The organism is Priestia sp. YIM B13552 (assembly GCF_042787775.1).
Lineage (GTDB): Bacteria > Bacillota > Bacilli > Bacillales > Bacillaceae_H > Priestia > Priestia megaterium_E.
In genome coordinates, this window is sequence record NZ_JBHZOU010000001.1 from 251865 (window position 1) to 269062 (window position 17198).

At 39.0% G+C, this 17198-nt stretch carries 18 protein-coding genes and 2 pseudogenes; 7 read left to right on the forward strand and 13 right to left on the reverse strand.

Going from position 1 to position 17198, the window contains the following annotated elements; all coding sequences use genetic code 11:
* Nucleotide 1: 1 nt before the first annotated feature.
* Nucleotides 2-571, forward strand: a pseudogene (locus ACFX40_RS01255) (Y-family DNA polymerase); the annotation flags it as partial.
* A 4-nt stretch (nt 572-575) separates the two neighbouring features.
* Here ACFX40_RS01255 and ACFX40_RS01260 read toward each other — a convergent pair.
* The 4 genes and pseudogenes from ACFX40_RS01260 to ACFX40_RS01275 all read right to left on the reverse strand — a co-directional run.
* A pseudogene (locus ACFX40_RS01260) lies at nt 576-695 on the reverse strand (aldo/keto reductase); the annotation flags it as partial.
* 117 nt (nt 696-812) lie between these two features.
* The gene (locus ACFX40_RS01265) at nt 813-2057 is read right to left on the reverse strand and encodes a Bcr/CflA family efflux MFS transporter (RefSeq protein ID WP_060746755.1); all 1245 of its coding nucleotides are present in this window, start codon (nt 2055-2057) and stop codon (nt 813-815) included.
* A 213-nt stretch (nt 2058-2270) separates the two neighbouring features.
* Complete coding sequence (gene megL, locus ACFX40_RS01270) at nt 2271-3458, reverse strand: methionine gamma-lyase (RefSeq protein ID WP_102813269.1); 1188 nt, start codon at nt 3456-3458, stop codon at nt 2271-2273.
* A gap of 153 nt (nt 3459-3611) precedes the next feature.
* Nucleotides 3612-4661 (reverse strand): NAD(P)/FAD-dependent oxidoreductase, encoded by a 1050-nt coding sequence (locus ACFX40_RS01275; protein WP_377253912.1) that lies wholly within the window; start codon nt 4659-4661, stop codon nt 3612-3614.
* Between the two features lie 189 nt (nt 4662-4850).
* Between ACFX40_RS01275 and ACFX40_RS01280 the strand changes: the two genes are divergently transcribed.
* The 4 genes from ACFX40_RS01280 (at nt 4851) to ACFX40_RS01295 (ending at nt 8665) form a co-directional block, all read left to right on the forward strand.
* Nucleotides 4851-5645, forward strand: a complete 795-nt coding sequence (locus ACFX40_RS01280; RefSeq protein WP_016763554.1) for an ABC transporter ATP-binding protein — start codon at nt 4851-4853, stop codon at nt 5643-5645.
* On the forward strand, nt 5646-6569 hold the full coding sequence (locus tag ACFX40_RS01285) for an iron-hydroxamate ABC transporter substrate-binding protein (RefSeq protein ID WP_377253914.1): 924 nt from the start codon (nt 5646-5648) through the stop codon (nt 6567-6569). It abuts the gene before it with no gap.
* A gap of 81 nt (nt 6570-6650) precedes the next feature.
* The gene (locus ACFX40_RS01290; protein ID WP_377253916.1) at nt 6651-7661 is read left to right on the forward strand and encodes a FecCD family ABC transporter permease; all 1011 of its coding nucleotides are present in this window, start codon (nt 6651-6653) and stop codon (nt 7659-7661) included.
* Entirely contained in the window at nt 7658-8665 is a 1008-nt protein-coding gene (locus ACFX40_RS01295; RefSeq protein WP_377253918.1) for a FecCD family ABC transporter permease, read from the forward strand. The genes ACFX40_RS01290 and ACFX40_RS01295 overlap by 4 nt, the downstream gene beginning before the upstream one ends.
* Before the next feature lie 90 nt (nt 8666-8755).
* Here the strand turns inward: ACFX40_RS01295 and ACFX40_RS01300 are convergent, their stop codons facing one another.
* The gene (locus ACFX40_RS01300) at nt 8756-8923 is read right to left on the reverse strand and encodes a YfhD family protein (protein WP_013082434.1); all 168 of its coding nucleotides are present in this window, start codon (nt 8921-8923) and stop codon (nt 8756-8758) included.
* Between the two features lie 128 nt (nt 8924-9051).
* Here ACFX40_RS01300 and ytzI point away from each other — a divergent pair, with 128 nt between their 5' ends.
* Nucleotides 9052-9186: a YtzI protein gene (ytzI, locus tag ACFX40_RS01305; RefSeq protein ID WP_016763550.1), complete on the forward strand. Its 135-nt coding sequence runs from the start codon at nt 9052-9054 to the stop codon at nt 9184-9186.
* A gap of 29 nt (nt 9187-9215) precedes the next feature.
* Here the strand turns inward: ytzI and ACFX40_RS01310 are convergent, their stop codons facing one another.
* The 4 genes from ACFX40_RS01310 to ACFX40_RS01325 form a co-directional block, all read right to left on the reverse strand.
* Nucleotides 9216-9413 carry a helix-turn-helix domain-containing protein gene (locus ACFX40_RS01310; protein WP_016763549.1) on the reverse strand — a complete coding sequence of 66 codons (198 nt, stop codon included), beginning with the start codon at nt 9411-9413 and terminating at the stop codon, nt 9216-9218.
* Between the two features lie 45 nt (nt 9414-9458).
* On the reverse strand, nt 9459-9887 hold the full coding sequence (locus ACFX40_RS01315) for a MarR family winged helix-turn-helix transcriptional regulator (protein ID WP_043979311.1): 429 nt from the start codon (nt 9885-9887) through the stop codon (nt 9459-9461).
* Between the two features lie 61 nt (nt 9888-9948).
* Nucleotides 9949-11574: a DHA2 family efflux MFS transporter permease subunit gene (locus ACFX40_RS01320; RefSeq protein ID WP_034275603.1), complete on the reverse strand. Its 1626-nt coding sequence runs from the start codon at nt 11572-11574 to the stop codon at nt 9949-9951.
* Between the two features lie 33 nt (nt 11575-11607).
* A complete protein-coding gene (locus ACFX40_RS01325; protein ID WP_013082429.1) occupies nt 11608-12246 on the reverse strand; it encodes a biotin/lipoyl-containing protein in 639 nt (212 codons plus the stop codon).
* A 279-nt stretch (nt 12247-12525) separates the two neighbouring features.
* On the opposite strand from ACFX40_RS01325, the gene ACFX40_RS01330 reads away from it, so the two are divergent.
* Complete coding sequence (locus ACFX40_RS01330) at nt 12526-12987, forward strand: MarR family winged helix-turn-helix transcriptional regulator (RefSeq protein ID WP_050690712.1); 462 nt, start codon at nt 12526-12528, stop codon at nt 12985-12987.
* Between the two features lie 49 nt (nt 12988-13036).
* Here ACFX40_RS01330 and ACFX40_RS01335 read toward each other — a convergent pair whose 3' ends face one another.
* The 4 genes from ACFX40_RS01335 to ACFX40_RS01350 all read right to left on the reverse strand — a co-directional run bounded on the left by ACFX40_RS01335 (nt 13037) and on the right by ACFX40_RS01350 (nt 17137).
* Nucleotides 13037-13840, reverse strand: a complete 804-nt coding sequence (locus tag ACFX40_RS01335) for an endonuclease I family protein (protein ID WP_060746750.1) — start codon at nt 13838-13840, stop codon at nt 13037-13039.
* Nucleotides 13837-14796 carry a S8 family peptidase gene (locus ACFX40_RS01340; RefSeq protein ID WP_028408050.1) on the reverse strand — a complete coding sequence of 320 codons (960 nt, stop codon included), beginning with the start codon at nt 14794-14796 and terminating at the stop codon, nt 13837-13839. The genes ACFX40_RS01335 and ACFX40_RS01340 overlap by 4 nt, the downstream gene beginning before the upstream one ends.
* Nucleotides 14797-14997: 201 nt before the next feature.
* A complete protein-coding gene (locus tag ACFX40_RS01345) occupies nt 14998-15738 on the reverse strand; it encodes a DsbA family oxidoreductase (protein WP_377238891.1) in 741 nt (246 codons plus the stop codon).
* A 142-nt stretch (nt 15739-15880) separates the two neighbouring features.
* Nucleotides 15881-17137, reverse strand: a complete 1257-nt coding sequence (locus ACFX40_RS01350) for an alkaline phosphatase (protein WP_028408048.1) — start codon at nt 17135-17137, stop codon at nt 15881-15883.
* Between the last annotated feature and the right edge of the window lie 61 nt (nt 17138-17198).

The following is a 17198-nucleotide window of genomic DNA, read 5'->3' on the forward strand; positions in this document are numbered from 1 at the left end:
AATGGAGGATGAACAGTTACCAAACAGAATCATTATATGTATCGACATGAAGGCGTTCTATGCTTCAGTTTCTTCTGTCATAAGAGGATTAAACCCGTTGAAAACAAAGCTTGCGGTAGTCGGAGATATCAAACGGTCGGGATCCGTTGTATTAGCTGCCACACCCTTATTAAAGAAAGAAGGGGTCAAAACAGGAAGTCATCTTTTCGACATTCCTAAAAGGAAAGATATCCATGTGGTGAATCCATCCATTGAGAGGTATATCAAGGCTTCGACCTATATTTCGAGCTTGGTGTTACAGTATGTGGCTCCTGAGGATTTTCATGCCTATAGTATTGATGAGTTGTTTATTGATGCGACAGCTTCGTTGCATCTATTCGCTCGTACACCAGAAGAATTAGCCCACAATATTATCGACGAAATTTATCATAAGACACGCCTGACAGCTACGGCAGGCATAGGCCCTAATCTCTTACTGGGGAAGGTAAGCTTAGACCATGAGGCTAAGAATAGCCCAACAGGAGTGGCTTATTGGCGATATGAGGATATCCCCTTTAAATTGTGGGCTATTCATCATCAATCGCACTCGTTATAGCGTTGACTCCTTCATTTCCGTTAAGCTTGTATGTACCAAAACCTATAGCAGGCAAGGTTACCCCGTCATTAAGGGTTATTTCAGGAATTACTTTACTCATTATTATCCACTCCTTTCGATCATGCCCTAAGGTTAGCACATATTATCCAATACTTGAATAAATTTGCATCACTCATTTTTACAAAGGAGTGATGCTTTCAAACATTCAAAAAAGTGATTACGGAGAAACCTTCGTTTTAAACTCGTTAACTTCGCACTTTTCTGTTTCTTTCTTGTTTTTAGTTAACGTAAAGAAAGCTACAAAACCTAAAAGCGCCGTACTAAATAAAATAGCAGCCATCGGAATCGCTGTGGTTTCGTTAATACCCACTAAAGGAGAAACAATGGATCCTAAAGTTAGTGGAAGCATGCCTAACACGGCACTCGCACTTCCTGCTCTATGTCCTTGATTTTTCATTGCCAATGTCACCGAGCCTGTGATCGTCATTCCTATAGAGATCATGTAAATAAAAATGGGAATAACAATCGTAGCCAGCGGCCCTTTAAGCATGGTCATGATAAGAAGTACGCTAGTAGCACTTACAGCCGTAATCACGGCAATGCGAAGCAGACTTCTTTCATGAAGAATTCCGCTAAAGCGCCCAATAATAAAGCTTCCAGTCACAATGGCTAAGCCGTTAATGCCAAACAAAATGCTAAAAATTTGCGGAGAAACATGGTAGATCCCTTGATAGACAAATGGAGTGCCTGATACATAAGCAAAGCTACCTCCATGGACCAGTCCGACAATTAAGGCATACCCAATAAAAGAACGGTCTTGTAATAGACTGCCCATCGTGCGAATGGAATGACCAATTGAACTTGGCGTTCTATTTTCAATTGGCAAAGTTTCTTTTAAACGCATTGAAATTGTTAAAACAATTAAAAGGCCTATTAAACTTAAAAACAAGAAAATAGTATGCCAGCTTGCAAAAGGAAGAAGTAAAATAGCACCTCCGGCCATTGGTGCTATCATTGGCGCAAAGGCATTAATAACCATTAATAGAGCAAAAAACTTCGTAAGCTCTCTTCCACTAAAAACGTCTCTGACAATCGCGCGAGAAAGAACAACTCCTGCCGAAGCGGTAAACCCTTGTAAAAAGCGTGCGATGACTAAAGCTGTAATAGTAGGAGCCAAAGCACAGAGCAAGGATGATATCATAAATAAAGAAATGGAAATGAGTAAAGGTCGTTTTCGTCCCTTCGCATCACTGATTGGACCGATCACGATTTGACCAATGGCAAGGCCTAGTAAACACGATGTTAAACTAAGCTGTACAAGTGAAGCTCGCGCATCTAAATGATCAGCAATAGCAGGGAAACTTGGCAAATACATATCGATATTAAGCGGACCTAATATCGCAAGCGTGCTGAGGAGAAACGCCAATCCTAGACGTTTTTTTCCAGTTGGATTATGAAGCATAATAGCAGAGCACCTTCCTTACCTAAATATTGTATTTTTACAGATAACCTTTAGTCTATTGAAAGGCATCTCTTCTGTCTAGGACATTTGTCTAAAGATGTAGGTAAAGTTCCACTCGCAAAAAAAGATCTATGAGTGATGACATGCAGTTGATATTCAAAAAACAACGCTTGAAATATCCTTAAGATACTTCAAGCGCTGTTTGAGCGTTTGTTATATACTATCTAATGCCTGCTGTAAATCTCTCATAATATCTTCCCATGCTTCCAGCCCAACTGATAAGCGAAGGAGTTCATTTGAGATTCCCATTTCTTTTCGAGCTTCTTCCGGCACGACTGCGTGCGTCATCGAGGCAGGATGCTGAATAAGTGTTTCAGCATCTCCAAGACTCACCGCAATGGAAATGAGCTTAAGCTGATTAACCACTTTTACGGTTTCTTCATAACCGCCTTCCACTTCAAAAGAGAGAAGCCCCCCTCCTTTTTTCATTTGCTTTTGCATGAGAGAATAAGCAGTGCTCTTTTTATCACCCGGATAATAAACGGCTTTCACCTTGGGGTGGAGACTTAATTGTTTTGCGATGTGTTCAGCATTTTCACAGTGACGATCCATCCGAACGGCCAGTGTTTTTAACCCGCGGAGTAACAGCCACGCATCAAACGGGGAAAGAATGCCTCCGATATCTTTTTGCGTCGTTTTGCGCAGTACGGAAATAACCTCTTTGTTCCCTACTACAATTCCTGCAACAACATCTCCGTGTCCACCAATAAATTTTGTTGCGCTATGAATGACTAAGTCGCATCCAAGCTTCAGCGGCTGCTGCAAATAAGGAGTTGAAAAGGTATTGTCTACTACCACAGGAATTCCTTTTTGTTTGGCGATAGAAGCAACTAACTCTAAATCTACTAAAGTCATAGTCGGATTAATCGGTGTTTCAATATAAATACATGCTGTATCTTTTCTGATAGCAGCAAGAATTTCTTCTTCAGTTTCCAAGTTGGAGAAAGAATGATGGATTTGATATTTTTCCTCAAGCATTTCTAAGAGACCAAACGTGCATCCATACACTCCTTTAGAACACAAAATATGATCGCCTGCTTTTGTAAGTCCAATCAATACAGCCGATACTGCAGCCATTCCCGATCCAAATGCCAAAGCTGCTTCTCCTTCTTCAAGCTGTGCCATACGCTCTTCTAAAATGGTGACCGTTGGATTCGATAACCGGGAATATACATAACCATCTTCTGCTCCGCTAAACCGGCTTGCACCTTGTTCTAGAGATGAGAATGTAAATGTAGACGTTTGATAAATAGGCGGAGCTAAGCTATCAAAATGATGTTTTGATTCATACCCTGCGTGAATGGCTTTTGTTTCAAACTGATATTTCTCTTTTTCGTTCATACGGCTTCCCCCTTATGCACACAAGCACTATGTCATTTTTTAAATGTAAGCGTTTTCTTTTATTATATTTCTCTTTTCTTTTTTCGTTCCCTGCCTCCCTGCTTAGATAATTCCACCCTAGAAAAAGAAGCGACATGCACACTGCACCTCGCTTTACGTCATCATTTGTTTAATTAGTGCTGAATTGCGCTTTTTGAATACTTCATTATGAGAAGAAACCATAGCTGTCTTAGCCGCGGAGGGCTGAACAAATTGTTTTGCTTTGTTTACGGCATTAGCAGCGTCTTGAAAAGCACCTGTAATCAAATGGACTTTTCCTTCGTGCATGAGAATATCTCCCGCTGCATACACGCCTTCTACAGACGTTTCGCTTGCTGCATTACCTGCGATGTAATAGTCATCAATAGTTTTGATATGTAGTTCACTGCCCTTTAACAGCTCTGTGTCTCTTTCATAGCCGTGATTAATAATAACTTCGTCAATCGGCAAGTAAGCAATTTCACCGGTTTGATGATTAGTCAGTTCAACTTTTTCTATAAATTCATGCGTCGCATCAGCCACTAATTTTGTAATAGATGTGTTAAGCAGACACCGAGCTGAGCTATTTATTAATTGTCTCACTTGTGCTTCATGACCATTTAGTTCGCTGTTTCGGTACGTAATATACACTTTTTTAGCAACGGGCTCTAGCTCATTTGCCCAATCAATGGCTGAATTGCCTCCACCGGAAACAATCACCGTTTTATTTTTAAAATGCTGCAGAGATTTAACTGTATAGTTTAAGTTTGTTACTTCAAATCGTTCTGCTCCTTCAATTTTGAGCTTTTGCGGGTTTAAAATACCTCCTCCGACAGCAAGGATAATAGTTTTAGAGTAATGACGTTCACCTGAAGAACTCGTTAGCTGGAAAATACCATCTTTTAAGCGAGAAATGGATTCAATCTTCTCATTTAAAACAACAGTTGGATCAAACGTCAGCCCTTGTTCAACAAGCTGTTCAATAAGCTTTGCACCAGCCACAGGAGTTTGTCCGCCCACATCCCAAATCATTTTTTCAGGATAAACGTGAAGCTTCCCGCCTAGCTTTGGCTGATATTCAATCAGCTTTGTTTTCATTTCTCTTAGTCCACTGTAAAAGGCCGAGTAAAGGCCAGCCGGTCCCCCGCCGATAATTGTCACATCAAAAAGTTCATGGTGTGTCATGCACGTTCACTCCTTATAATCAACCGTTATTGATTATCATTCTCATTTAAATATACATCTTCTTCACCGTTTTGACAATAAAAATAACTATTGACATACGAAAACGTTCGAATTATAGTATGTAAAGAAAACGATATTGATAATCATTATCATATATTTGTTGTATTAAATATAAACGGAGGTTCAGATATGGTTCGCCTATATACAGAGAAATTACATATTAGTTATGGTGAACGTCTAATAGTAAAGAATTTAAGCGTTAACATTCCAGACAAAAAGATTACAACGATTATTGGTTCCAACGGATGCGGCAAATCAACGCTTTTAAAAGCCATTACCCGCATTATTTCTCATCAATCTGGTTCCGTTATTTTGGATGGGGAAAACATTTCAAAAGAACATACAAAATCACTCGCTAAAAAAATGGCCATTCTCCCTCAAACGCCGGAAAGTGCCAGTGGGTTGACTGTTGGCGAGCTCGTGTCTTATGGGCGCTTTCCCTATCAAAAAGGTTTTGGACGTCTATCAAAAGAAGACTATCAAACGATTGACTGGGCGCTTGAAGTCACTGGCATAAAAGACTACAAGTTTCGTCTCGTTGACTCTCTTTCAGGCGGTCAACGTCAGCGAGTGTGGATTGCAATGGCTTTAGCTCAAGAAACCGACATTATATTCCTCGACGAGCCGACTACCTACTTAGATATGGCCCATCAGTTAGAAGTGCTTGAGCTGCTTCAAAAACTAAACAAAGAGCAAGAACGTACCGTCGTAATGGTGCTTCACGATTTAAATCAAGCCGCTCGCTTTGCAGATTATATTGTCGCTTTAAAAGATGGAGAAATTGTTAAAGCTGGAACGTGTAACGAAGTTATTACGCATGACGTTCTAAAAAAAGTGTTTCATATCGACGCTGAAATCGGACGAGACCCGAGAACCAATAAACCAATGTGCATCACGTATAACTTATTAAGAGGAGATAACTAAATGAAAAAATTACTGCTTCCATTCATGCTCATATTCGTATTACTTATTAGTGCCTGCAGCAGCGGTTCAACTGAAAGCAAAAACGATTCTAATAAAGGAAACAGCGGATCCAAGACAATCACATATCAATCTGAAGACGGTCCTGTAAAAGTTCCGGCTAACCCGAAACGTGTCGTAGTGTTAGGCTCTTACGCAGGTAACGTCATGTCGTTAGGTGTCAATATTGTCGGAGTTGATTCGTGGTCTAAAATGAATCCCCGCTTTGAAAAGAAATTAAAAGGCGTTGAAGAAGTATCAGATGAAAATTTAGAAAAGATCATTAAATTAAAGCCCGACCTAATTATTGGCTTATCTACTACAAAAAACGTTGATAAATTGAAAAAAATTGCTCCTACCGTTACGTATACATACGATAAAGTAGATTACCTTACTCAGCATGTAGAAATCGGAAAACTATTAAATAAAGAAAAAGAAGCACAGTCATGGGTAAACGATTTTAAAAAGCGTACGGCAAAAGCTGGTTCTGACATCAAAACTAAAATTGGCGAAGATACCACGGTTTCAGTTATTGAGAACTTTGACAAGCAGTTGTATGTGTTTGGCGATAACTGGGGACGCGGAACGGAAATTCTTTATCAAGAAATGAAATTAAAAATGCCAGAGAAAGTAAAGAAAATGGCTTTGAAAGATGGATACTATGCGATTTCGCCAGAAGTTCTTCCTGAATATGCCGGAGATTATTTAATCTTCAGCAAAAACCAAGATGGAGATACATCATTTGAGAAAACAGATACGTACAAAAATATTCCTGCTGTAAAGAATAATCACGTATTTGAAGCAAATGCAAAAGAATTTTATTTTAATGATCCAATCACATTAGATTATCAACTAGATTTCTTTACTCAAAAATTTCTTGGCAAGTAATTCATTCAAGAGGAATTCTTTTTAGAATTCCTCTTACTTTGTTTTACTAAATTTATTCTTATATGAAAAGATGGGTGTTTTATGAAAATAGACAATCAGCGGTTCATTCCTTTCTTATATAAATTAATAGGTATGCTGCTCGTATTCATCGTAATGTTTGGTCTTTCCATCGTTTTTGGTGCTGCTGACATATCGATAAAAGATGTGTGGCTAGCACTTTCATCAAGCAGTGTAAACGAACAGATTTCGATCATCCGAGATATTCGCCTACCTCGTGAAATCGCCGCTGTTTTTGTTGGCGCTGCTTTATCAGTATCAGGGGCGATTATGCAAGGTATGACAAAAAATCCTCTTGCAGATCCAGGACTTTTAGGCTTAACTTCTGGCGCAAATGCAGCTTTAGCTGTAACCATTGCCTTTATCCCTTCTGTAAATTATTTAGGCATTACGATTGCTTGCTTTATTGGAGCTGCGGTTGGCGCAATTTTGGTGTTTGGAATTGCCGCTATAAAAAGAGGTGGTTTTTCTCCGCTTCGAATTGTACTAGCCGGGGCTGCCGTTTCAGCGTTTCTTTATGCGATTGGAGAAGGCGTCGGTATTTATTTTAAAATTTCAAAAGATGTATCGATGTGGACTGCTGGCGGAATGGTAGGCACTTCTTGGGAACAGCTTCAAATCATTGTTCCCTTTATTGTCGGAGGTATATTCATTGCCCTTTTGCTTTCTCGGCAGCTTACTATTTTAAGTTTAAATGAAGAAGTCGCTGTGGGGTTAGGTCAGCAAACAACAAAGGTCAAAACCATTTTATTTGTTGTCATGGTTCTTCTTGCAGGTGCTTCTGTTGCGCTAGTCGGAAACATGGTGTTTATCGGCTTGATGATTCCTCATATTGTACGAGGAATTGTAGGAACCGACTATCGTTATATTATCCCTATGTCGGCTATCACTGGCGCAGCGTTTATGCTGCTCGCTGATACATTGGGCCGAACCGTAAGTGCGCCTTATGAAACACCAATAGCAGCAGTTGTATCCATGATTGGTTTACCTTTCTTTTTAATCATTGTTCGTAAAGGAGGAAAAGCATTCTCATGATCCACCCAGCCCTTATTAGAAAACAACGAATAATTATGATGCTCCTCACTGTTTTGATTCTTGGAACGATTGTGATAGGAGTGGGGCTTGGTGATGCCTCCCTTCCTTATAATAAAGTGTTTCTTACTCTTTTTGGCAAAGGGAATTTTGCGGATGAGTTTGTTCTTTTTTCAATTCGACTTCCGCGAATTATCATTACTCTTTTAGCAGGAATGGCTCTAGCTTTATCAGGCGCTATCTTACAAGGTGTTACGCGCAATGATTTAGCGGAACCTGGAATTATAGGAATTAATTCGGGAGCAGGCGTCGCAATTGCCGTATTCTTTTTATTTTTTCCAATTGAAGCTGGCTCTTTCGTGTATGCTCTTCCGTTAGTAGGGTTCATCGGCGCCTTGTTTACAGCTGGCCTTATCTACCTTTGTGCATATAGTAAAAGCCAAGGGCTGCAGCCTGTAAAGTTTATTTTAACAGGCGTAGGTTTTTCGATGGCTCTTTCTGGAGTGATGGTGGTGATTATGTCATCAGCTGATCATGCTAAAGTTGATTTTATTGCTAAATGGATTGCAGGAAACATTTGGGGGACAGACTGGCCTTTTATATGGGCACTTCTGCCTTGGCTTCTTGTCTTGATTCCTTTTATATTGTACAAAGCAAATTCATTAAATATTTTTAACTTAAATGAAGCTGCAGCTATTGGAGTCGGCATCGCTATAGAGAAAGAGCGTGTAACATTGCTTTTAGCAGCGGTTGCATTAGCGGCAGCCGCAGTTTCAGTTACAGGCGGGGTTGCCTTTATTGGGCTTCTTGCTCCTCATATTGCCAAAGGCTTAGTCGGACCGAGAAACCAGCTTTTTATTCCCGTTGCTATTTTACTTGGCGGCTGGCTTTTGCTGATTGCAGATACAATAGGACATAACATTGCCGATCCTAACGGCCTACCAGCAGGAATTATTGCTGCCGTAATCGGTGCTCCTTACTTTATTTATTTGCTTTTGAAAAGATAATAAACGAGGCTGAGAAATAACGAACCACTAATCAAACATTTCAATTAGTGGTTCGTTTTTCACTTGGGCTAAAATACTTTTATCTCAGCTTTATTTTTGTTTTTTTTGTCTCTCATCTGCAGCGTTCGCTCTAGCCTGAGCTTCTAAATCGTCTTGGTCTGCTAATTCACGAGAAAACTCTTCGTCTACTCCATCTGCTTTAGATGCAGGATAATCCGCTACCTTTTTTAATTGTTTTTTCAACTCTTTTTCATTCATTATAAACACTCCTTTATTCTAGACTGTTACTAGTATGCGTTTGTCGTTTCTGCACTATGTGGAGAAAGAAGGAATTTTACCAATAAGACCGAAAGCATACGTAATAAGAAAAAGAAAGGACGTTTTATATGATCATCATTATTACACTCTCTATTATCATTGTATTTGTTATTTTACTGCTATGCATAGTTACTACTTCGAAAGCTTATGATTACAAACATACGGTAGATCCACTTACAAAAAAACAAGACGAAAAAAAGTAGGTGCGCTCGTTTCACACCTACTTTTTGTATTAACCTTGCAGTGTTTTTAAATCATCATCGTTCAATTGAAATGCTTGCTTAATTTTGTCTTCCAAGTTTTTTGTTACTCTTCGCTTCCCCACTTCAACCAGTGCAATTAAAGAAAAGCTGCAGTTCACTGCTTGAGCAAAGTTTCGCTGATTCATATTGTAGTTTTTCCGAATGTTTTTTACCATTTCTTTATTCATTTACACTCACTCCGCTTAACTCAATATACTTTTTTCTACTCAAGTTCAAGTCACATGTTCATCTAGCTGTCGACAGAGCGTGAGAAATTGCTGCTGTTCTTCTTCTTTATAGCAAGCAAACAGTTTTTCAACCCCTTGCTGCATGTCTTTTTCAGCAGCTTGAATCACTTGTTTCCCTTTGTTTGTAAGCTCGACCATAACTTTACGCCGATCTCTTTTTGAATGGTAGCGCTCCACAAGATTCAGTTCATACAAACGTGTAATCGATGCTGTAATAACGCTTGGGCTCGCCTTTATCTCGTCTGCCACTTTGGTGACAGGCATTGTATCTGCACGTTCAACAATCAGTAAAATATGATATTGAAAAGGGGTAATTCCGTAATGCTGTAAAAGGCTTTTTACATTTGTCATTACTTTTTTGTTTAAAGATATTGAAATTCTTTGAATTTCTTCACCAAATATCAATGGATCCATCCGCCTCACTGCCCCTTTCTCTCCAACATTTTTATGATGAACTTTAGATTTCTATAGCTCCTTATGAATTTATACTTTTTGGAGCTGGAAGCATACGAATATCTTCCTCTTGAGCTTTTGATTTCTTTTCTTCGACTACTTTATCTTTACGTACGTCACGAAGGAAGAAACTTAAAATTAAACCAATAACAGAAATTGCTGTTGCCCAGTAAAAGGCATCGTTAATACCTTGGATCGTACCTTGCTGCGTCATTTTTCCAGATAAAACCTTCAGCGCTTGCTGCTGAGCCTGATCTTGTGATAAATGCAAAGTAGCAGCTACTTTTTGTACAAATAAATGAAAGCTGTTCATAAAGAATGGATCAGACGTATTCATGGAACTGCTGATTTCATTTACATGATACGTTGTACGGTTCGTAAAAATGGTCGTCATTAAACTAATACCAATTGAACCACTTACTTGACGAAGCGTATTAGACATTGATGTTCCGTGACTGCTTAGTCGCTGCGGAAGCTGATTCAAACCCGCTGTCATAATCGGCATCATTAACAGTGACATACCGAACGAGCGGATAATATAAATCGCTAAAATATGATTAAACGGTGTATCCATCGTCAGCTTCGTAAATTCAAACGTTGAAATAGATGTAATGAGCATACCAACGATTGCTAGCGGACGAGGTCCCACTTTATCAAACAATGTACCTGAAATCGGCGACATAACCAGCATAACAAGTGCGCCAGGAAGCAAGAGCAGTCCTGAATCAAAAGCAGAATATCCGCGGATATTTTGCAAGTAAATTGGAAGCAAGAACATACCTGCGTACATACTGATTGTAATCGCAATACTAATAATATTTGATAGTGAAAAAATATTATATTTAAACACACGCATATCCAATAGCGGCTTTTCAGATTTAATTTGTTGAAGAACAAATATAATTAAAAGAACTGCTCCACCAATGATTGTAGAAAGAACAACTGAATCCGTCCAGCCGTCATTTCCAGCTTCACTGAATCCATAAAGCAATAATCCCATACCTGCAAGTGATGTCACAACAGAAGGCATGTGAACTTTTACATCCTTTGGAGGCTGAATGTCTTTTAATTGAAAGAAAGCAATAATTAATACAATGGCACCTAATGGCACCATGCCGTTAAAAAGGATGTGCCAATCATAGTTTTGAATAACCCATCCAGATAACGTTGGTCCAATAGCCGGTGCGAACATCATGGCTAAACCAAAAATCCCCATCCCTTTTCCTCGCATGTGAGGAGGGAAAATAAACACAATAATGGTCATAACAAGAGGCGATAAGACACCTCCGCCAATAGCTTGAATTAAACGGCCGGTAAGCATAATCGAAAACGTAGGTGCAATTCCGCAAATCAATGACCCTACTGTAAAACAAAACATTGCAAATAAGAACAAGCGACGCACACCAAATCGTTCAATTAAAAAAGCTGAAAGCGGAATTAACGCCCCGTTCACAAGCATATATCCTGTTAACAACCACTGAGCTGTATTTGCCGTTACGCCAAACTCAGTAATCAAATGCGGGATGGCTACGTTCAGTAACGTTTGGTTTAATATCGCAAGAAACAAACCAAGCATTAAAACAATCAATAGCGGAATATGCTTTTTGATGGATCCATCACTTGTGTTTTCTATACTGGCTGTCATCATATTTCCTCCCTTCTTGAACTGTTGTAGTAAGAATTAGTCTTTCGAAATTTTTACCTCGGCGTTCATACCTGGCAGTACATGCTCTGAATAATTAGAAATAGAAATTTTCACAGGAACCGTTTGAGACACTTTTGTGTAGTTTCCATCTGAGCTTGAGTTCGATGTTAAAGATGAAAGTGAATTGGTTGCATATCCAATTTCTTCGACTTTGCCGTCGATTTTTGCACTGCTGTCTCCGTCTACCGTTACATCTACATCGTCGCCTTCTTTAATATCTTTAAGCTGATCTTCTTTAATATTTGCTACGATAAATAGGTCTTTCATATCTACTTCCGTTGCAATTTGCTGTCCAGCTTGAACCATTTGATTTTCTTTTACGTTTGTTTGAATAATTTTTCCATCGGCTGGTACTTTAGCAGCTACAGACCCTTTTTCAGCTTGAATTTTAGCAATTTCAGCATCTTTTGATACATCATTTCCTTCTTCTACTGTCCAGCTTGCTACTTTACCTGCTGCAGGTGCAACTACATTGTATACATCTCCGGATACTTTAGCGTTATCCGTTGTAATATAGTTCGATTTTTGAACGTAATAATATCCTCCTCCAATTAATAAAGCTAAAATAACGATAATTCCAATAAAATTTGTTACCATTAAGCGACTTCTAGACATTCATTACTCCTCCTTAATACTTCACTAATAAAATTGCTTTTTTATATAGCTTTTTCATAAAGATATTATCTCCATCTATTATGAGATATGTTTCTTTACAATCATCTATTTGGTTAACCACCTAAATAACTTTATCATAAAGATATTTTTTCGTAAAGATATTAATTTAAAAATAATAATGGTGGTTAAAGATAATCATTGCCATCCTTTACAATTGTTTCATTTTATTTTAGAGTTAGTTTATATACGTCCGTAGTGTACAAGGAGATGGAAGCTAGCATGGATAACAATTTAGATTCAAAAATTGAACACCTTTATCAAATTAACACATCTTTTTTTCAATATATGCGGCATTTAGTCGAAGAAACATTAAAAACACAGCCTTATCACTTAACACCCACTAAATTTTATATCTTAAACTACATCGCCAGCGGCACAAAGTATATGGTAGCAGATATTTCAAATAAACTTCACTTAACCTCGGGCGCTACAACTAGCTTATTAAATCAATTGGAAGAAGAATCTCTCATTCAACGCGTGCGAGACGAAAAAGACCGGAGAGTCGTGTGGGTTTCACTGACCGATGAATCAAAGAAACTTGTTTTAATGATTACAGAGAAGCGAAATGGATTTTTAAAAGATATGCTAGCAGCTCTAACTGTAGAAGAACAAGAAGAATATTTTCGCTTATTAAATAAAATGGATGCCCTTTTAAGTGATAAATATGGATTTTCATATTAGATTATCCAAAAGAGCTCCGCTTCAATTCGAAGCGGAGCTCTTCGCTATTTTAGAAAGCAGAACTCATTAACGCACCTGCTTTGTCAGGAAAATCGATAAAAGGATTTCGGTTGCCTTGCAACTCAAAGATTGCTGCATTGCGATGTTTTTCATAAAGTGAAACAGTAAATTCTTCATGCCATTTTAGTAAAAGAGGAAGATCTACTCGCGAAGAGTCAATTTTATTATGATAGCGAATAAAAAAATAAAGCGTAGCCCGAGCCACAATTCCTTTGCCATATTCAGGTTCAAACTTACCTTTTTCTGCTTTGCCACATCCTTCTTTCACATCTGATTGCTTTACTTCCGGCGTATAATCCGGGAAGTCAATATAAGAAGAATTACCTCTTCGACTGTTACAAGAAGGTTCACACGCAAATAAATGATGCAAATCACCTCTCATAGGCTCTTGTTTCCCAAACCAAGATTGCGGGACAACGTGCTCACAGTTCAGCAGTATATCATTGCTTGAAAAAGATGAGTTACTAAGCGCCTGAAGTTGATCAATATCTTGCTGTATAGTTTCTAACGGATCCATCCCTTTCCCTGAGTATAGACTTTTCAGCTCCCCATTCTCCTGTAGATCCACCCATGGATATACATATTTGTGGGGCGAATAACTTAGCAAATGCTGATGCGTTTCCGTTAACAAAGTTTGCATGGCTTCTCTTTCAAAGAGCGTATCTTGATAATAAAGATTTTTATTTTCTTCATCCATCTTTTCATCATAATAACTTCGATTGTTTACGTATTCGTGATAAAGAGCTTTTGCCTGCTGCTTTTCCATCATTAACATATCTAAACTGCTTCTCATCCGATCACCTCTGAAGTCATTTGACGTTGAATTTCACGCAACAGCTTTTCAACAACGGTCAAGTGCACAAATCCGTTTCCTACTTCTCTTGGTGATTCATTTAATGGAAGCGTTCTTCTAATTAACTGTGCATAAAGCTCTGGTTCCGTAAGTGTCCTTCCAAACGTTTCATTTGAAAGAACTTTTATCAATGCTAAGGCCCCCGCTATGTGAGGTGTTGCCATAGAGGTTCCGCTCAGTGCGGCATACTTTCCGTTCAAGTAAGTTGATACAATCTTCTCTCCCGGAGCCACTACATCTACTTCGTTGTTTGAGTTGGAAAATGCCGAAGATCGTTTCTCTAAATCAACAGCTCCTACGCTAATCACTTCATTATATGACCCTGGGTACGCAAACTCATCTGTGGAGCCTTCTCCATCTCCTTCATTTCCCGCTGCGCAGACAACTAAAATATTCTGATCAACAGCATCTTGAATCGCTTCATGTAGCTCAGGCACATCGGCCGGACCTCCAAGCGACATCGAAATGATATCTACTTTTTGCTTAATAGCGTAGGTAATACCTTCAATAATCCACTCATATTGACCTGAACCATTTTCATCAAGTACTTTCAGAATAAGTAAATTCACTTCGGGAGCCACTCCTACAACACCTGTACCATTATGAGCTGCTGCAATTGTGCCTGCTACGTGAGTACCGTGACCATTATAATCTTGAAAAATATCTGGATTTTGTTGATCATCGTGTGTGAAATTTCTTCCTCCAATAATTCGTTCCTGCAAATCTGGATGTGTAACATCACAGCCAGTATCCAAAACTGCTATGGTTATTCCCCGTCCCTTTGTTTGCTTCCATACTTGCTCTGCTCCAATTAGAGCGACTCCTTCTGGGACTTCATTAAATTGATTCCATTGTTCAACTACTTGAAATGGGATAATGCGCACTTTGCTCTTCATTCAGATTCCCCCTGCAGGATTAAATGGAAGCTAGTTCATGGTGGGATCACTTTTAATCGCTTATTTTTGGAGCTTACTCATCGAGGTTTGTTGCTTCTAAACTTATTATAACACAAAAACAGAACACATGTTTGCATTTTTTAAATTTTTTTTTACAAATAAACAAAAAGCAGAAGCGAAATTTCCGCCTCTGCTTTTTGTTTATTGTTGGTTTTTAGAGGAATCAGGAACGGCACATTGCCCATCTGCACAAAAGGCATCATCTGCGCCTTCTGGAGAAAGACTCTTCAAAGCGGGAGTCGGATTTTCTTCTTCCCATACTTGTTGGAGAGCCCCTACAAATGTTTCGACTGGCTGTGCACCTGAAATCGCATATTTTTGATTAACAACAAAATATGGAACACCGCTAATACCATATTGCTGAGCCGTTGCTTCATCACTGCGGACTTCATTTGCGTATGCGTTTTTATCTGCGAGAATTTGACGTGCTTCTTCTCGGTCAAGACCTGCATCTTCTGCAACAGCAACCAGCGTCTCTTCTTCACCTAGATGTTTTGATTCAGTAAAGTATGCATATAAGAGTTTTTCTGTAATGGCTGCTTCTTTTCCTTGAACTTTTGCAAATTTAGCTAAGCGGTGAGCATCAAATGTATTAGTTGGCTTCATATCGTCAAAATTAAAGGATAAGCCCACACTAGCTGCCTGCTGTCCGATTCCTTCATTTGCTTGCTTCGCTTGTTCAATCGTCATTCCATATTTAGCAGCAAGAGCTTCATTAATCGTTTTGCCAGTATTAACTGGGGCGTTTGGATCTAGCTCGAAGCTTTTAAATTCAACCTGCACATCATCTTTGTGTGCAAATTGCTGAAGCGCTTGCTCTAATCGGCGCTTTCCAATATAACAAAAAGGACAGACAAAATCTGACCAAACTTCTATTTTCATCGTGACACCTCTTCAATTCAAGATAATTCTTATCGTAGCATACCTTTGAAGAAATTCCATCATAACTTGCTCAAACAAAGCAAAAACACGGTGTTGATTTACATACTAAGTGTATTAAATCAACACCGTGTTTTTATCTCACTTATTTTAAATTCATTGCTTTTAGAAGAGCATCATGTAAATACGTATTTTCATATACTCCGGTAAATCTTTCTGAGCCGGCACCCATTGCATTTAAAGGAACGTCTGATGACGTATGCTCTTCAGTTGTCCAATCCGCAACGAACTGCTCTTTTGAATGAGCGATTGCAAATGGCCCGTCTTCTTTTGATGCTTCATTTTCACCGTTATCTTTATTGTCTACTTTTTCAAGTGCTAAACCTCCGGTTGCATGGTCAGCTGTTACTAATACGAGAGTGTCTGGGTGTGTTTTAGCATAAGCTTTAGCCATCTTCACCGTATCATCAAACTGCTTACCTGCTTTAATCATGAGTTCAGCATTATTATTATGAGCCATTTCATCAATGGCTTCCTCTTCTACTACAAGAAAGAACCCTTTTTTATTTTGTGATAGCGTATTGATTGCTTTTTTTGTCATGTCTTTTAGAGATACTTGAGGGTTGTACACATCACCTTGGCCTTCAGGAGCTTGTTGAAACATTTCTTCATTAGCAAACAGACCAAGCAATTTTGTTCCTTTAGCATATTTTAATTCATTTTCGTTATTAACGTACGTATACCCAAGTTTTTGTGCTTTGTTTACTAAGTTCCCTTGCGTTCCTTTGCTTCCTTCAGTTTTATCTTCTGGCGGGGCATCTGAGTGTGCACCTTCATTTCCTTTTGGGTACCAATAATCTTCTCCGCCACCTAGAATCACATCTACTTTACTATTTTCAAGATACTGCTTCGCGATGTCACTTTGAGCACTTCGATCCTTAACATGTGCGCCAAAAGCAGCTGGAGTTGCGTCTGTTACTTGACTTGTTGTCACAAGCCCCGTCGTTTTTCCAGCTAATTTTGCTTTTTCTAAAACCGTTTGAACTGGCTTTCCTTTCATATTTACGCCAATAGCGCCATTATAGCTTTTAACTCCTGAAGCCATGGCTGTAGCAGCTGCAGCGGAATCCGTAACAAATGAATTTCCTGAAGATGTATGGACTCTTCCTACTGCCGGCATATCATCCATTGCTAACTTTCCATTTGCACCTACGGCGGCCAGTCGGATCGCATCACGATGATCGGTACCCATACCGTCTCCAACAAAAAGGATAACATTTTTAGCTTTTTGGTTATTTACGCCTTTAGCTGCTTTAGCATCTGTTGGTGAATTTGTTCCAAATGCCAGCGCTGCTACAGTTACCGCTGATAATACTGCCGCTCCAATTGCACGTTTTTTCATTGTTTACACCCTTTACTGTTTATTATTGACATAACTTAACTGTACACGCAGTCTGTTAAAT

Coding starts and splice junctions, on each gene's coding strand:
- ACFX40_RS01350 (WP_028408048.1), bottom strand. CDS start 17,137: ATGAAAAAACGTGCAATTGGAGCGGCAGTATTATCAGCGGTAACTGTA.
- ACFX40_RS01285 (WP_377253914.1), top strand. CDS start 5,646: ATGAAAAAATTACTGCTTCCATTCATGCTCATATTCGTATTACTTATT.
- ytzI (WP_016763550.1), top strand. CDS start 9,052: ATGATCATCATTATTACACTCTCTATTATCATTGTATTTGTTATTTTA.
- ACFX40_RS01295 (WP_377253918.1), top strand. CDS start 7,658: ATGATCCACCCAGCCCTTATTAGAAAACAACGAATAATTATGATGCTC.
- ACFX40_RS01290 (WP_377253916.1), top strand. CDS start 6,651: ATGAAAATAGACAATCAGCGGTTCATTCCTTTCTTATATAAATTAATA.
- ACFX40_RS01330 (WP_050690712.1), top strand. CDS start 12,526: ATGGATAACAATTTAGATTCAAAAATTGAACACCTTTATCAAATTAAC.
- ACFX40_RS01325 (WP_013082429.1), bottom strand. CDS start 12,246: ATGTCTAGAAGTCGCTTAATGGTAACAAATTTTATTGGAATTATCGTT.
- ACFX40_RS01265 (WP_060746755.1), bottom strand. CDS start 2,057: ATGCTTCATAATCCAACTGGAAAAAAACGTCTAGGATTGGCGTTTCTC.
- ACFX40_RS01340 (WP_028408050.1), bottom strand. CDS start 14,796: ATGAAGAGCAAAGTGCGCATTATCCCATTTCAAGTAGTTGAACAATGG.
- ACFX40_RS01315 (WP_043979311.1), bottom strand. CDS start 9,887: ATGGATCCATTGATATTTGGTGAAGAAATTCAAAGAATTTCAATATCT.
- ACFX40_RS01275 (WP_377253912.1), bottom strand. CDS start 4,661: ATGACACACCATGAACTTTTTGATGTGACAATTATCGGCGGGGGACCG.
- ACFX40_RS01345 (WP_377238891.1), bottom strand. CDS start 15,738: ATGAAAATAGAAGTTTGGTCAGATTTTGTCTGTCCTTTTTGTTATATT.
- ACFX40_RS01300 (WP_013082434.1), bottom strand. CDS start 8,923: ATGAATGAAAAAGAGTTGAAAAAACAATTAAAAAAGGTAGCGGATTAT.
- ACFX40_RS01310 (WP_016763549.1), bottom strand. CDS start 9,413: ATGAATAAAGAAATGGTAAAAAACATTCGGAAAAACTACAATATGAAT.
- ACFX40_RS01280 (WP_016763554.1), top strand. CDS start 4,851: ATGGTTCGCCTATATACAGAGAAATTACATATTAGTTATGGTGAACGT.
- ACFX40_RS01335 (WP_060746750.1), bottom strand. CDS start 13,840: ATGAGAAGCAGTTTAGATATGTTAATGATGGAAAAGCAGCAGGCAAAA.
- ACFX40_RS01320 (WP_034275603.1), bottom strand. CDS start 11,574: ATGATGACAGCCAGTATAGAAAACACAAGTGATGGATCCATCAAAAAG.
- megL (WP_102813269.1), bottom strand. CDS start 3,458: ATGAACGAAAAAGAGAAATATCAGTTTGAAACAAAAGCCATTCACGCA.